Consider the following 13,592-nt stretch of genomic DNA (forward strand, 5'->3'; position numbering starts at 1 on the left):
CGGACGCCCGGCTTCATGCCGGGCGCGACGTGGCCGGTGCCCGAAGGCACCGGCCCGCGCGGATCAGGACTTCAGCTTGCCGGTGACGCGGCCGGCTTCCTCTATGATGCCGTAATCGGCATGGGTGGCTGGCACGAAGCCGTTGTAGCCGCTGCCCATGAGCGCCTGCGCCTTGTCCTCCGGGAGGGAGACGAGAATGTCGCGGATCTTCGTCTTCAACGCCGGGTCGAAGCCCTTGGGCACACAGATTGCGTCATTGGGCAGTTCCTGGGAGGTCCAGTAGACGACCACCTTGGCCGGATCCATCTCGCCGGCCTCGATCATGCCGTTGCGGCCGCGGTCCATGTCGGAACCGAGGTCGATGAGGCCCTGCTGGATCATGGACACGTTGTTGCCGAAGGTGGCCCCCTCGCGCAGTTGGAAGAAGTCGCGCGGATCGATGCCGCTCTTCACCAGGAAGGCGTAGGGGATGAGCCAGCCGGAGGTGTTGCCCTGGTCGCTTAGGGACAGCTTCATGCCCCTGGCATCCTTTGGAAACTCCTTGATGGGGAGATCCGGCCGCCCCTCGATGATGGCGTGGTAGAACGGCTTGCCGCGATACTTGGCGGTGGCGATCACCTCGGTGCCGGCGTGCTGGTTGGCCAGCACGTAGCCCCACGGGCCGAGCCAGCCCACATCCACGTGGCCGTTGCTCATGGCCACCGAGATGGCAGCCCAGCTCTCCGGGCTGACCAACTCGTAGGTGGCGCCGAGTTCGCCCGCCAGATAGCGGAACACCGGTTCAAATTCCTTGATGGTGATGGCGGGAGTTGGCCGCAGGGGGGCGATGGCGAAGCGCAGGTGGAGCTTGCCGTCGCGCATCTGCTGGCCGTGCGCGGCACCGGAAACGAGGGGAAGCGAGAGCGCGGAGGCGGCAAGCGCCCCGAAGCGACGACGCGTGATCATGTCGACCTCATGGGTTTATGGCGTGCGCGCCGAGACGGCCCGCCGGCGGGGCTGCCGCACGATGCAACTCCGTGGGCGCCTTCTTGGCGGCAGATAGATTACATATCTCAATGAAAAATAGACAACAATTGCATTTCATTTTGATGACGCTGGCGGCGAAGAGGGCGCGCGGATGCGATTTTATCCATATGTTTCCGACACAATATGAATGAGCTCACCAACGTGCGGGAAATGCCAATTAAATATGAAGTTGCAACATACATTCGTTTAATGCATACATTCCGGTGCAAGGGATGGAGCGGCTGTGGCCGCACAAGGGCGGGGGCATGCGCATGCTGAATCTGTCTCAGGTTCAGACCTTTCTGGCGGTCATCGATGAGGGCGGCATCCAGTCGGCAGCGGAGCGCCTTGCCTGCTCGCAGCCGGCCGTCTCGCAGCAGTTGCGCAAGCTCGAGGAGTTCGTCGGCGTGCCCCTCGTGGTGCGCAACCGCAGCCGCGCGGTCCCCACCCGTGACGGCGAGTTGTTCCTGCCGAAGGCCCGCTCCCTCATAGCCAGCGCCGACCGTGCCCGCGCCGTCGTCTCCGATCGCCGCCTGGTGGTGCATGCCAGCGGCAACGTAGGAGTCTATCTTGCGCCGCGCCTCATCGCCGTGTTCGAGCGCGACCTGGATCGGCCCGGCACGGTGGACCTCGTCATCACCACCAACCGCCATGCGGTGGACGCCCTCATCGCCGGCGAGGCGGACATCGCTCTCACCGAATGGAGCGAGGACCACCCGGCCGTGGAATGGCAGGGCTGGCGCCGAGAGAAGTTGGTGGTGATTGCCGGCCCCGACCATCCGCTCGCGAAGGAGCGCTGCATTCCGCGCCAGGCACTGCTCGACCATCCCATCATCGGCGGCGAGCCCGGCACCGGCACCGGCCGGGCGCTCGCCGGCATGTTCGGGCCCGATGCTGGGCGCCTGCGCGTGGCACGCCAACTCGGCAGCACCGCCGCCGTGAAGGAGGCGGTCAAGACCGGGCTCGGCCTTTCCGTGGTGTTCGCCTATTCCGTGGCCGAGGAGGTGAAGGCCGGCACGCTCACCATGCTGGAACTGGAGGAGGCCGACATCTTCAAGACCTTGTTCATCGGCCTCGGCCGCGAAAGCCCGCAATCCTCCATGGCCCGGCGCTTCGCCACCTTCTGCCTCGCCTCCGCTTGATCCCACTCCTGCCGCAAGAGACATCCATGGCTCGCAAGACCCTCGTCACCAACTGGGTCCACCCCGAGGTGCTAGATCTGCTTTCCACCCGCGGTGCGGTAGAGGCCAACACCACCCGCGAGCCGTGGCCGCGCGCGGAACTCCTGCGCCGCGCGCGCGACGCCGACGCCATCCTGGCCTTCATGACGGACCACGTGGATGGCGCCTTCCTCGAAGCCTGCCCGGATCTGAAGGTCGTCGCCTGCGCCCTGAAGGGAGCAGACAATTTCGACATGGAGGCGTGCCGGGCGCGCGGCGTCGACGTGACCATCGTGCCCGACCTGCTCACCGCGCCCACCGCAGAACTCGCCGTCGGCCTCATGATCGCCCTCGGCCGCAATCTGCTCGCCGGCGACCGGCTGATCCGCCAGCACCCGTTCGCCGGCTGGCGGCCGGTACTCTACGGCATGGGGCTCGATGGGGCGGAGGTGGGCATCGTGGGCATGGGTGCCGTGGGCCAGGCCATCGCCCACCGCGTGCGGCCATTCCGCTGCCGCATCTCCTATTGCGACGCGCACCCGCTTTCTCCCGCCGCGGAGGATGCGCAGGGGCTCCTGCGGCGCGATCTGGCAGAGTTGCTGGCACGCAGTGACTATCTGGTGTTGGCGCTGCCATTGAACGCGGAGTCGCGCCACCTGATCGATGCGGCGGCGATCGCGGCCATGAAGCCGGGCGCGCTCCTCATCAACCCCGCCCGCGGATCGCTGGTGGACGAGGCGGCGGTCGCCAACGCCCTAGAGGCGAACCATCTCGGCGGGTATGCGGCCGACGTGTTCGAGACGGAGGACTGGGCCCGGCCTGATCGGCCCGCCGGCGTCGAGCCGCGACTGCTCTCTCATGCCCGCACGGTTCTGACCCCCCACATTGGCTCGGCGGTCGACAGCGTGCGGCGGGACATCGCCCTCGCCGCCGCTCGCAACATCCTGCGCCATCTGGACGGATTGCAGCGGGAGCCACCTTCGCACGATCGCTCTGCCGCCTGACACGGCCCGTCGGTGGCCATCAAGCAATACCAGCGCGACAGCAGCCTTCAAAGCATCATCATGACCAATGCGGAAATTGCGATCGCATCTTCAATCACCTCTTCAGCCGGGCCTTGCGCGAGGTGCGCGAAACCTCGAGCCCGTGATGTGCGTCGCCGTTGCGCGGCGTTGCCGCGCGATGACGGGTGGCGCTGCGATATGTGATGTCTCCGCGCCGCCCGCCATCGGTCATACCCTGCCATGCCGATCCTGCGCGGTGATGGGATTCATGCCGTAGCTTCATGCTCGAACGCCTGCTTTCCCTTGTCGGCCCAGAGCGCCAACGCCTTGTCGCGTTCATCGCTTTGGAGCTTGTCGGCCGCCCAGAGCAGGGCGCCGTAGATGATGGCGCGATCATCGCAGGTCAGGTCCACGATCCCGGCTTTGACGACGAGACCGCCGAGTTCGATCAGATGCCGCGTGCGTTGGCGGCGTTCGACCTGCCAGGTTCGCATATCATGCCGCGCTCGTGCTGCCTGATGCCGGTTGCGCACCGTCCGGTTGCGGTTGAGCGCCGCCCGCGTCGCGGTCAGATGCCGATGCAGATCGCCGCGCCCGGCTTTGAAAGAACGCGGCCCCGCGCTTGGCCCACGCCTCCCTCTTTCCGGCGTCCTTGGTTTCGGCCAGCACGATCAGCGCGCCCGCCAGTTCGTCGACGGTGAGCGCGTCGGCTCCGGTCAAGATCACCAGTTCGCCGAGTTGCTGCACCTTGCGCGTTTTAAGTTCCCGCGCCTTGTCCTCCAGCGCCTTCAGTTCAGCGCCATAGTCCCGTGGTTTCCGCATCGTCGTCTCCATAAGCAATGGATGGAGCGATGATAGTTTCGTGTCGGCCGGAATGCTGTAAGGTTGCCGGGACGGCCTGGAACGGCGCGGACCGTCCCGAGAAATTCATTTCGAGGGCGCGCTTATACGTCGTTCCGACGTGCGCTTGGGAGCAGTATCTGGTCGGTCGCCATGGCGATCTACCATTTCTCCGTTCAGGTCATCGGACGCGCGGCGGGCCGCAGCGTGGTGGCTGCCGCCGCCTACCGCTCGGCCTCGCGGTTGCGCGACGACCGGCTGGGCCGCGATCAGGACTTTTCCGCCAAGCGCGGCGTCGTCCATTCCGAGGTCATGCTGCCGGAGAACGCACCGGAGGAATGGAACGACCGCGAAAAGCTTTGGAACGATGTCGAGGCGTTCGAGAAAAGGAAGGACGCCCAGCTTTGCCGCGAGGTGGAGTTCGCCCTTCCGCGTGAGATGACGGAGCGCCAAGGCGTCGAACTGGCCCGCGATTTTGCCCAAGCCGAATTTGTCGATCAGGGCATGATCGCCGATGTGAACGTGCATTGGGATATCGGCGAAGACGGAATGCCGAAACCCCATGCCCATGTCATGCTGACCATGCGCAGCGTGGACGACAACGGGTTCGGCCAGAAGGTGCGGGAGTGGAACCGCACCGAGCTGGTCGAACGTTGGCGCGAACGCTGGGCCGATCACGTCAACGAGCGTCTTGCCGAACTCGACATCGACGCGCGGATCGACCACCGCAGCCTTGAGGCGCAGGGCATCGGTCTTGAGCCGCAGACCAAGATCGGCGCACCGGCGCAGCGCATCGAGGCTACCGGGATCGAGGCCGACCGCGCCGAGGATCACCGGCGCATCGCCCGCGAGAACGGCGCGCGCATCATCCAGAACCCGAACATCGCCCTGGACGCGATCACCCAGCAGCAATCGACCTTTACACGGCGCGACATGGCGATGTTCGCGCACCGGCACAGCGATGGCATCGACCAGTTCAACGAGGTCATGGGCGCGATGCGCGGCGCGCCCGATCTTGTCGAACTCGGCAAGGACGATGTTGGGCAGGACCGCTTCACCAGCCGCGGCATGATCGAGGCCGAACAGCGCCTGCATCGCGCCACCGCGATGATGGCCGAGCGCGAACGCCATGAGGTGAATGACAGGGGCCGAGAAGCCGCGTTGGCGCGCGCGGCGGATCGCGGGCTGACCCTTTCCGGCGAGCAGACCGAGGCGCTGGCGCATGTCACGGACGGGCGCGACCTTGGGATTGTCGTCGGCTATGCCGGGACGGGGAAGAGCGCGATGCTGGGTGTGGCGCGCGAAGCCTGGGAAGCGGCGGGCTATGAGGTTCGCGGCGCGGCGCTCTCCGGCATCGCCGCCGAGAGTCTGGAAGGCGGATCGGGCATCGCCTCGCGCACCATCGCCAGCCTGGAGCATCGCTGGTCGCAGGGCCGCGACATGCTCACCAGCCGCGACGTGCTTGTCATCGACGAGGCCGGGATGGTCGGCACGCGGCAGTTGGAGCGCGTGCTGTCCCATGCCGCCGAGGCCGGCGCGAAGGTGGTGCTGGTCGGCGATCCGGAACAGCTTCAATCCATCGAGGCGGGCGCGGCGTTCCGCTCGATCCACGAACGCCACGGCGGCGCGGAGATCAGCGAGGTTCGCCGCCAGCATGAGGACTGGCAGCGTGAGGCGACCCGCGACCTCGCCAGCGGCCGGACGGGCGAAGCCCTGAACGCCTACCGCGCCCGCGACATGGTGCATGAGGCTGGAACGCGGGAAGAAGCGCGGCGTGACCTGATCGACCGCTGGGACCGTGACCGGCAGGCCAGCCCAGACGCAACCCGTATCATCCTCACCCACACCAATGCTGACGTGCGGGAATTGAACGAGGCGGCCCGCGAACGGGTGCGCGATGCAGGCGAGCTTGGCGCGGATGTGCATATCGCCGCCGAACGCGGCGTGCGGAATTTCGCCACCGGCGACCGCATTATGTTCCTGCAAAACGAGCGCAGCCTTGGCGTGAAGAACGGCACGCTCGGCACCATTGAGCAGGTCAGCGGGCAGAGCATGACCGTCCGCGCCGACGATGGGCGCAATGTCACGTTCGACCTGAAGGGCTACAACAAGATCGACCACGGCTATGCCGCCACGATCCACAAGGCGCAGGGCATGACCGTGGACCGCGCCCATGTGCTGGCGACGCCCGGCATGGACCGCCATGGCAGCTATGTCGCCCTGTCAAGACACCGCGACGGCATGGACCTGCATTACGGCCACGACGACTTCGCCAGCCGGGACCGGCTTATCAACACCCTGTCGCGCGACCGCGCCAAGGACATGGCAGCGGATTACCAGCGGATCGACCCGGCCCAGGATTACGCCGAGCGGCGCGGCATCACCTTCCGCGAGCACGTCGAGCGTGTTGTGGAGATCGCCCGCCGAGTTCCCGAGAAGGTGCGCGGCATCTTCGACGACTTGCGCCTGCCCGCCGCAGACGGACAGGGGCCGGAAAGGAAGGTGGAGGAAGACCCGGAGGCGGCGTTACGCCGGGCGCGTGGGCGGGCGCTCGTCCGTCATGCCCGCGCCGTCGATGCGATCTTCGCGGCGCAGGATCAGGGCGGCGAGGCCAGACCTGATCAGGTCAGGGAATTGCAGGAGGCGCGCCAGCGGTTCGAGGAGGTGCGCCCCCACGGCTCGCATGACGCCGAAGCGGCCTACAAGAAAAACCCGCAGCTTGCGGCGGAGGCGGCGTCAGGTGACGCCCGGCGCGCGATCCACGCCCTGCAACTGGAAACCGAGTTGCGCACCGATCCCGGCCTGCGAGCCGACCGTTTCGTGGAGCGCTGGCAGAAACTCCACCGGGCCAGCGACCAACGCTATGCGGCGGGCGACTATGCAGGTCACAGGGCGGCGCGGGCGGCGATGGGGAACATGGCGCAGAGCCTCGAACGCGACCCGCAGATGGAATCCCTGCTCGCCAACCGCAAACGCGAACTCGGCATCTCATTCGATTCGGGAATGGGCGTCGCCCGTGACCTCACCCTCACGTTCGGGCTTGGCCGGGGCCGGGGTCTCGGGCTGTAAACCGTCCTATTTACCGCCCCCTCTGCGCCACGGCCCTACGACGGCTAAATCCCTATTGCACAACAATAAACCCTTGCCTTTGCCTCTCCTGGCAGTCCCACGAAAAGCCAGCAGGAGGCAGCCCAGCCATGCGCCAGCCAGATCGTATCATCCGCATGAACACCGTCCGCGACCGCACCGGCCTGTCCCGGTCCACCATCTACCGCAAGATCGCCGAGGGTACGTTCCCGCCCCAGATCAAGATCAGCATCAACGGCGCGGGCTGGCGGGAATCCGACATCGACCGTTGGGTCGCCAACCCCGTGGCGTGGCGGCCCGGAAGCGGGCGCGGCCGCGATGGCGTCTGATCGCGGAGCGCGCTCCCGCGCCCGGCGCGTCAGGCCGCCCACAGCGTCGGAGCAGCTTGAGGCGCTGCTGGGATACCATGTTCCCATGGGCCGACCGCCCAAACACGACCTGTCCATCTGGACCGTCACCGACGATTGGCCGCGCCCCGTTCCGGTCACAGAGGCTGAGATCGAGGTGTTCGAGCAATGGTTCGGCGACCTGTTCGATGAACTATTCTGTTCCGGCGGCTGATGCTTCAGGCGTCGAAATCGACGTTGAAATCTGCCCTCCGACAGACTACTTGTAGTCACAAGTGTCTACATATGTGAGGGCGCAACATGCTGACCATCAACCTCAGAGACGCCAAGGCTGGATTTTCGAGCCTGGTCGATGAAGCCGTCAAAGGAGAAATCGTGACCATCACCCGTCATGGCAAACCCGTTGCGGCCCTGGTCTCGGTTGAGGCGGCGGAGATCGCGCGCAAAGCGCTCGAACGTAAACGGGCGGGCCTTGTCAGTTATCTCAGGACGTTCCCAGGCGGAGAGTTCCCGCGCAACCGCAAACCATCGCGGGATGTCGAGCTTTGAGCGGCTTCCTTCTCGACACCAACGTCGTCTCCATGCTCGCGCCGTCGAAGGCGGAAGCATCCACTGACTTCCTCACCTGGCTGGACCGTATGGACGCCGATGGTCGGCTATTTCTGTCGGTCGTTTCTATCCACGAGATCGAGAAGGGAATCGCGCTCCTCGACCACAAGGGGGCGACGACGAAAGCCGCGAGCCTGCAAGCATGGCTCAGTGGTCTCGTCTCCACATACGATGACAAGATCATTGGCTTCGACGCGCAGGCCGCCGCAATCGGCGGGCGGCTGGAGGCGAAGGCGCTTGCGGCCGGTCACGACCCCGGAATGGCCGATGCCGTGATTGCCGGTATCGCCGCAGCGCATGAACTCGTCATCGTCACCCGAAACACGAAGCATTTCCTTCCGTTCGGCGTCGCCGTGTTGTCGCCTGACGAGGCGGCTGCACAAGGAGGCCCGGCATGACCGCTTCCACAATCCCTCTGCGTGCCGCCCTTTATCTTCGGGTTTCGACGGCGCGGCAGGCCGAGCATGACGTTTCCATCCCCGACCAGAAGCGGCAGGGCGAAGCCTACTGCGCCTCACGCGGCTATCAGCTTGTCGAAACCTATGTGGAGCCAGGCGCATCCGCCACCAACGACCGCCGCCCCGAGTTCCAGCGCATGATCGAGGCGGGGACCAGCAAGCCCGCGCCATTCGATGTCGTCGTAGTCCATTCGTTCAGCCGCTTCTTCCGCGATCACTTCGAACTGGAGTTCTATGTCCGCAAGCTGGCGAAGAACGGCGTCAAGCTGGTTTCGATCACTCAGGAAATGGGGGACGACCCCATGCACGTCATGATGCGCCAGATCATGGCTTTGTTCGATGAATACCAGTCGAAGGAAAACGCCAAGCACGTCATGCGCGCCTTAAAGGAGAACGCCCGGCAAGGCTTCTGGAACGGCGCGCTCCCACCTATCGGCTACCGGGTTGTCGCCGCCGAGCAGCGCGGGGCCAAGGTCAAGAAGAAGCTCGAAATCGATCCGCTGCACGCCGACACGGTACGGCTGATCTATCGGCTTGCGCTGGAAGGTGACGGCACCACCGGCCAGATGGGCGTCAAGAACATCGTCTCCTATCTCAACAGCCGCCGCATCTTCACCCGCGACGGCGGGCGCTGGGGCATCGGTCAGGTTCACCGCATCCTGACCCGTCGCACCTATATGGGCGAGCATGAGTTCAACAAGCGCAGCAAGACCAAGGAACTGAAACCCGTCAGCGAGATCGTCACGGTTCCGGTGCCGCCGATCATCGACCGCGAGACGTTCGACACCGTGCAGGCGCTCTTGAAGGCCCGCAACCCCAAGCTCATCCCTTCCGCCGTTATCAGCGGCCCGACCATGCTCACCGGCCTGATCCACTGCGCCAAGTGCGGCGGCGCCATGACCATCCGCACCGGCAAGGGCGGGCGTTATCGTTACTATGCCTGCTCCATGAAGGCGCGGCAGGGACCGACCGCCTGCGAGGGCATGGCTGTGCCGATGGACAAGCTGGACAATCTTGTCGCCGATCACCTTGAAAGCCAGCTTCTCCAGCCCGAGCGGTTGGAAGCCATCCTCGCCAGTGTTCTCGACCGCAGGCAGGAGCAATCCCAGCGCCGCCGCGAGCACATCGCCGAACTGAACAAGCGTGCTACCGAATCGGAACTGCGCCTGAAACGCCTCTACGATGCCATTGAGGCGGGCGTGGCCGACATCGACGATCCGGCGCTCAAGGACCGCATCGACGGCCTCAAGGCCATCCGCGATCAGGCCAAGGCCGACGCCGAGCGCGCCCAGGCCATGCTCGACAGCTCCGGCTCCAAGGCCGTCACCCCGCAAATGGTCCGCACCTTCGCCAAGACAGCCCGCCAGCGCATCCGCCTCGAAGGCGGCGGCTACCGCCGCGACCACCTGCGCGCGCTAGCCCAGCGTGTCGAGGTCGCGGACGGCGAGGTTCGGATCATGGGATCGAAGACCCAGCTGCTTCAGGCGCTGGTGTCGGGCGGCGGCGTAAGCGCAGTGCCCACTCAGGGACTGAAGTGGCGGAGACGGAGGGATTCGAACCCTCGAGACCCTTTTGGGGTCTGCTCATTTAGCAAACGAGTGCCTTCAGCCTCTCGGCCACGTCTCCTTAGCGCCTCCTATGCCGAAGGCGGGCGCGGTTGGCAAGAAGGGGGGCGCGCATTCCCCCGGAAATCAGGTGCCGGCGTAGGATTTTTCCTCCACGATGGCCGAGCCGACCAGCAGGTTGATCTCCTTTTTGAGCGCGGCGCGCCGGTCATTGGTCTGGTAGACCGCCCGGGCAAGGGCGACGAAGCGAGCATCGAAGCGCTGTTCGACTTCCAGCAGACGAAGCTCGTCCTCCACCTCCCAGAGGGTCTCGTTCACGGTGCGCAGGTCCGCGGTGAGAACATCCAGGCCTTCGAGGCGGTGGCGGGTCCGCAAAGCGTCGAGCTCGGCAAGTTCGCGGCGGACATTGGCAAGCTTGGTCGGATCGGAAATTCTCCCCGCCTTGATCTCCAGGATGGTGATCTTGTCGATCAGCTCCCCTGCCGAAATGGGAGCAAGGATTTCCAGCGCCTCCGGCGCCGAGCCAGACCCGCTCATTCCATGCCTCCCTTGCTGGCGGCGTCCCGCGCATTGCGTCGCTCCCGCACCTTCTCGGCGATGCGGGCGAACACGCCATCCCAGTCGCCCGGGCTGGCCTGGCGGACCAGTTCGAGCGAGGGATAAAAAACGCTCCGCTCCCCTGCCCTCCCCCAGCGCCAGTCGGGCACGGCGCGCAGGGCGACCAGGCCGGGAACCGCCAGGGCACCGCACAGATGGGCCATGGACGTGTCCGTGGTCACCACCAGATCGAGATTTTGAAGCAGTGCGGCGGTGTCGAGGAAGGCTCCGTCAGTGTCGAAATCCTCGTCCAGCTTCAGCACTTTGCCCCGGAAGTCCACCTGGTCGAGTTGCTCGGATCCTGGACCGCGCTGGATCGCCACCAGCCGCACGCCCTCGATCTCGGCCAGGGGGGCGAACTTCGCCAGGGGCGCGGAACGGCCGATGTCCAGCACCCGGCGGGTCGAACCCTGCCAGGTGATGCCCACGATGAAATCGCCCTCTTCGCGCACATGCTGCCACTGGCCGGTGCGCTCGGCTTCCGCCTTCAGGTAGGGGGTGGCGGGCCAGGTGGCGGGGTCGCGGGCGAGCAGGCGCGGCAGGCTGCCGAGGGGCACCCAGCGCAGGCCCGGTGCGCCCTGGTCGAGGTCATCAAGCTCCGCGCTCACTTCGATGCGGGGGTCGAGGGTGCGAAACAGCGGGACCAGCGGTGCGCGGGTGAGGAAGCGCACGGGAATGCCGCGATCCGCCAGCAGGGAAACGAGGCGGGCGAACTGGATGGCATCGCCATAGCCCTGCTCCACCAGCACCACGAGGCGCTCAGGCGTTTCCTTGCCATCCCAGCGGGTGAAGGGCAGTGGGGCGTAGGTGGGTGGCAGGATTGCGCCACGCGCCTCATAGCCGATCCAGCCCTTCTCCCACCGGCCACGGGCGAGGTCGTCCTGCCCCAGTTGCAGGCGCACATCAGGCTCCTCCGGCGCGAGGCGGGCGGCCTTGTCCAGCGCGCCGCGGGCGTCCTCGGCGCGGTTGACGTCCTGGAGGATGATGGCCCGCGCCACCAGCGCGCGGGCATGGCGCGGCTCGAGCGCCAGCAGGGCATCGATGTCGGCGAGCGCCGCAACCGGCTCATCCAGGGCCCGTAGCACCTCCGCGCGCTCATAGAGGGCGCCCACATGGCGCGGCGCCATCTTCAGCGCGGCATCCGCATGCACCTTGGCCTCTTCGAAGACTTCCCGATAGCGCAACACCTGAACCAGCGGCACGCGCAGGTCGGGCCGGTCGGGGGATGCCGCGACGGCCTGCTCGTGTGCGGCGCGGGCGCCCTCCACGTCTCCGCCCGCCAGCCGCGCCTGGCCGAGCAGGGACCAGGCGTCCGGATCCTTCGGGGCGATGTCGATGGCCTTCTGGACCGCGGCGATGGCGTCGGCTACCGCCGCATCGCCGCCCTCCAGCAGCAGGGCGGCCTTGTTCACATGATGCATGGCGGCCCAAGGCTGGAGGCCGATGAGCCGGTCAAGGTCCGCCAGCGCCTCGTCGCGCCGCTTCAGGCGGGCGAGCGCAACGGCGCGGTTGACCAGCGCCTCCACCCCAAGAGGATCGATCTCAAGGGCCTTGTCATAACGGGCCACCGCCTCCTTGAAGCGGCCGGAGGCGGCCAGTGCATTGCCTGCCTGGAACTGCGCCTCGCCGAGGCGCGGGGCGATGCGGATGGCGCGCTCGAAGGCCGAGATGGCCTTCTCCGCCTGACCCGCTGTCATGAGGCCCACGCCCAGCAGCAGGTGGGCGTGGGGGTCGTTCGGCGTCAAGGTGCTGACGGTCCGCGCGCTCTGCACCGCCTCCTTGGCCCGCCCGCTCTGCAGAAGCGCCATGGCCAGCATGCGGTGAGGATCGGGCCAGGACGGCTGGAGGCGTGCCGCCTGCCGGAAACCCTCGATGGCTGCGTCCACTTGCCCGGAACGGTGAAGGGCGGCCGCCTGGGCCAGGACGAGACGCGGATCGGGCTGCATCGGGACACAAATCTCCGGAAAAATCGTAATCCGCCGCGGCGCCCTGCTTTGAGGGAGGCCGCAGCGGTCATGTCAGGGACGGCCCAAGGGCCGCCGCTGTTGAGGGCGGCCGGCTGCTCAGGGGCGCGCGCGCTGCCCGAACAGGACGCGCTGGGCGTCCTTGTCCTTGGCGAGGTCCACCTTCTGGCGCTCCTCGGCATTCACCGCGAGGCCCCGCTGTACGGCCGGGCGCGCCAGCATGGTCTCAAGCCAGCGCTTGAGGTGAGGGAAGTCCTCGATTTTCTGGCCCTGCCGCTCCCACAGCTTCGCCCAGCCCACACAGGCAATGTCTGCGACGGAATAGGCGCCGGCCAGGAACTCCCGGTCAGCGAGGCGCGTGTTCATCACGCCATAGAGCCGGTGCACCTCGTTGGTGTAGCGCTCGATGGCATAGGGAATCTTTTCAGGCGCGTAGATGCGGAAATGATGGGCCTGGCCGGCCATGGGGCCGAGGCCGCCCATCTGCCAGAACAGCCACTGGTCCACCTCCACGCGACCCCGCTCGTCCTTGGGATAGAGCAGGCCGGTCTTGCGGCCGAGATACTGGAGGATCGCCCCCGATTCGAACACCGAGATGGGAGCGCCATCCGGACCCTGCGGGTCGACGATGGCGGGCATCTTGTTGTTGGGGGAAATGGCCAGGAAGTCCGGCTTGAACTGGTCGCCCTTGCCGATATTGATGAGCTTCACCTCATAGGGAAGCTCGCACTCCTCGAGCATGATGGAAATCTTCCATCCGTTCGGGGTCGGCCAGTAATAAAGCTCGATCGGCTGCTGGGCGGCAGACATGCGTATGCTCCTCTTCCAACGGCGCGAAGCCGACGAAGGCGGATAGACCTAGCCGCACCGCCGCTGAACGGCAAGGTGGCAGCATTAGGGCCGCACGAACATCGCCGCGCCCGCTCACATTCAGGCACAACCCTTCCGGGTGGCGC

General features: G+C 66.3%; 13 protein-coding genes, 1 tRNA gene and 1 pseudogene. 8 read left to right on the top strand and 7 right to left on the bottom strand.

Features of this window, described 5'->3' with window-relative positions; translation table 11 throughout:
- Positions 1–63 precede the first annotated feature (63 nt).
- Positions 64–945: a phosphate/phosphite/phosphonate ABC transporter substrate-binding protein gene (locus PV781_RS01230; RefSeq protein ID WP_082772847.1), complete on the bottom strand. Its 882-nt coding sequence runs from the start codon at positions 943–945 to the stop codon at positions 64–66.
- Positions 946–1,277: 332 nt separating this feature from the next.
- Between PV781_RS01230 and PV781_RS01235 the strand changes: the two genes are divergently transcribed.
- Positions 1,278–2,147: a LysR family transcriptional regulator gene (locus PV781_RS01235; protein WP_238247690.1), complete on the top strand. Its 870-nt coding sequence runs from the start codon at positions 1,278–1,280 to the stop codon at positions 2,145–2,147.
- 26 nt (positions 2,148–2,173) lie between these two features.
- Entirely contained in the window at positions 2,174–3,169 is a 996-nt protein-coding gene (locus tag PV781_RS01240) for a phosphonate dehydrogenase (RefSeq protein WP_063112041.1), read from the top strand.
- A gap of 266 nt (positions 3,170–3,435) precedes the next feature.
- Here the strand turns inward: PV781_RS01240 and PV781_RS01245 are convergent, their stop codons facing one another.
- Positions 3,436–3,663, bottom strand: a complete 228-nt coding sequence (locus tag PV781_RS01245) for a conjugal transfer protein TraD (protein ID WP_063112040.1) — start codon at positions 3,661–3,663, stop codon at positions 3,436–3,438.
- A 1-nt stretch (position 3,664) separates the two neighbouring features.
- Positions 3,665–3,991, bottom strand: a complete 327-nt coding sequence (locus tag PV781_RS01250; RefSeq protein WP_197430434.1) for a conjugal transfer protein TraD — start codon at positions 3,989–3,991, stop codon at positions 3,665–3,667.
- A gap of 171 nt (positions 3,992–4,162) precedes the next feature.
- Between PV781_RS01250 and traA the strand changes: the two genes are divergently transcribed.
- The 6 genes and pseudogenes from traA to PV781_RS01280 all read left to right on the top strand — a co-directional run.
- On the top strand, positions 4,163–7,078 hold the full coding sequence (gene traA, locus PV781_RS01255) for a Ti-type conjugative transfer relaxase TraA (protein ID WP_063112038.1): 2,916 nt from the start codon (positions 4,163–4,165) through the stop codon (positions 7,076–7,078).
- A gap of 128 nt (positions 7,079–7,206) precedes the next feature.
- A complete protein-coding gene (locus PV781_RS01260) occupies positions 7,207–7,425 on the top strand; it encodes a helix-turn-helix transcriptional regulator (protein WP_063112037.1) in 219 nt (72 codons plus the stop codon).
- A gap of 85 nt (positions 7,426–7,510) precedes the next feature.
- Complete coding sequence (locus PV781_RS01265; protein WP_229644492.1) at positions 7,511–7,657, top strand: hypothetical protein; 147 nt, start codon at positions 7,511–7,513, stop codon at positions 7,655–7,657.
- A gap of 86 nt (positions 7,658–7,743) precedes the next feature.
- Positions 7,744–7,992, top strand: a complete 249-nt coding sequence (locus PV781_RS01270; protein WP_082772848.1) for a type II toxin-antitoxin system Phd/YefM family antitoxin — start codon at positions 7,744–7,746, stop codon at positions 7,990–7,992.
- Positions 7,989–8,450, top strand: coding sequence for a type II toxin-antitoxin system VapC family toxin (locus PV781_RS01275; protein ID WP_063112035.1), 462 nt, complete (start codon positions 7,989–7,991; stop codon positions 8,448–8,450). The genes PV781_RS01270 and PV781_RS01275 overlap by 4 nt, the downstream gene beginning before the upstream one ends.
- Positions 8,447–10,075: pseudogene (locus PV781_RS01280) on the top strand (recombinase family protein); the annotation flags it as partial. The gene PV781_RS01275 and the pseudogene PV781_RS01280, both read left to right, overlap by 4 nt.
- Here the strand turns inward: PV781_RS01280 and PV781_RS01285 are convergent.
- The 4 genes from PV781_RS01285 to PV781_RS01300 all read right to left on the bottom strand — a co-directional run bounded on the left by PV781_RS01285 (position 10,046) and on the right by PV781_RS01300 (position 13,446).
- Positions 10,046–10,136: transfer RNA gene (locus tag PV781_RS01285), tRNA-Ser, on the bottom strand. The pseudogene PV781_RS01280 and the gene PV781_RS01285 sit on opposite strands and share 30 nt — an antisense overlap.
- 65 nt (positions 10,137–10,201) lie before the next feature.
- Positions 10,202–10,612: a DUF6165 family protein gene (locus PV781_RS01290; RefSeq protein ID WP_274773815.1), complete on the bottom strand. Its 411-nt coding sequence runs from the start codon at positions 10,610–10,612 to the stop codon at positions 10,202–10,204.
- Positions 10,609–12,618, bottom strand: a complete 2,010-nt coding sequence (locus PV781_RS01295) for a tetratricopeptide repeat protein (protein WP_274773816.1) — start codon at positions 12,616–12,618, stop codon at positions 10,609–10,611. The genes PV781_RS01290 and PV781_RS01295 overlap by 4 nt, the downstream gene beginning before the upstream one ends.
- A gap of 117 nt (positions 12,619–12,735) precedes the next feature.
- Positions 12,736–13,446 carry a glutathione S-transferase N-terminal domain-containing protein gene (locus tag PV781_RS01300; protein WP_274773817.1) on the bottom strand — a complete coding sequence of 237 codons (711 nt, stop codon included), beginning with the start codon at positions 13,444–13,446 and terminating at the stop codon, positions 12,736–12,738.
- Positions 13,447–13,592: the final 146 nt, after the last annotated feature.

Origin of the sequence: Aquabacter sediminis (assembly GCF_028863665.1) — a bacterium.
Lineage (GTDB): Bacteria > Pseudomonadota > Alphaproteobacteria > Rhizobiales > Xanthobacteraceae > L1I39.

Bases quoted from the DNA above. Each gene is read 5' to 3' on its own strand.
- PV781_RS01230 (WP_082772847.1), bottom strand. From the start codon at position 945: ATGATCACGCGTCGTCGCTTCGGGGCGCTTGCCGCCTCCGCGCTCTCG.
- PV781_RS01235 (WP_238247690.1), top strand. From the start codon at position 1,278: ATGCTGAATCTGTCTCAGGTTCAGACCTTTCTGGCGGTCATCGATGAG.
- PV781_RS01240 (WP_063112041.1), top strand. From the start codon at position 2,174: ATGGCTCGCAAGACCCTCGTCACCAACTGGGTCCACCCCGAGGTGCTA.
- PV781_RS01245 (WP_063112040.1), bottom strand. From the start codon at position 3,663: ATGCGAACCTGGCAGGTCGAACGCCGCCAACGCACGCGGCATCTGATC.
- PV781_RS01250 (WP_197430434.1), bottom strand. From the start codon at position 3,991: ATGCGGAAACCACGGGACTATGGCGCTGAACTGAAGGCGCTGGAGGAC.
- traA (WP_063112038.1), top strand. From the start codon at position 4,163: ATGGCGATCTACCATTTCTCCGTTCAGGTCATCGGACGCGCGGCGGGC.
- PV781_RS01260 (WP_063112037.1), top strand. From the start codon at position 7,207: ATGCGCCAGCCAGATCGTATCATCCGCATGAACACCGTCCGCGACCGC.
- PV781_RS01265 (WP_229644492.1), top strand. From the start codon at position 7,511: ATGGGCCGACCGCCCAAACACGACCTGTCCATCTGGACCGTCACCGAC.
- PV781_RS01270 (WP_082772848.1), top strand. From the start codon at position 7,744: ATGCTGACCATCAACCTCAGAGACGCCAAGGCTGGATTTTCGAGCCTG.
- PV781_RS01290 (WP_274773815.1), bottom strand. From the start codon at position 10,612: ATGAGCGGGTCTGGCTCGGCGCCGGAGGCGCTGGAAATCCTTGCTCCC.
- PV781_RS01295 (WP_274773816.1), bottom strand. From the start codon at position 12,618: ATGCAGCCCGATCCGCGTCTCGTCCTGGCCCAGGCGGCCGCCCTTCAC.
- PV781_RS01300 (WP_274773817.1), bottom strand. From the start codon at position 13,446: ATGTCTGCCGCCCAGCAGCCGATCGAGCTTTATTACTGGCCGACCCCG.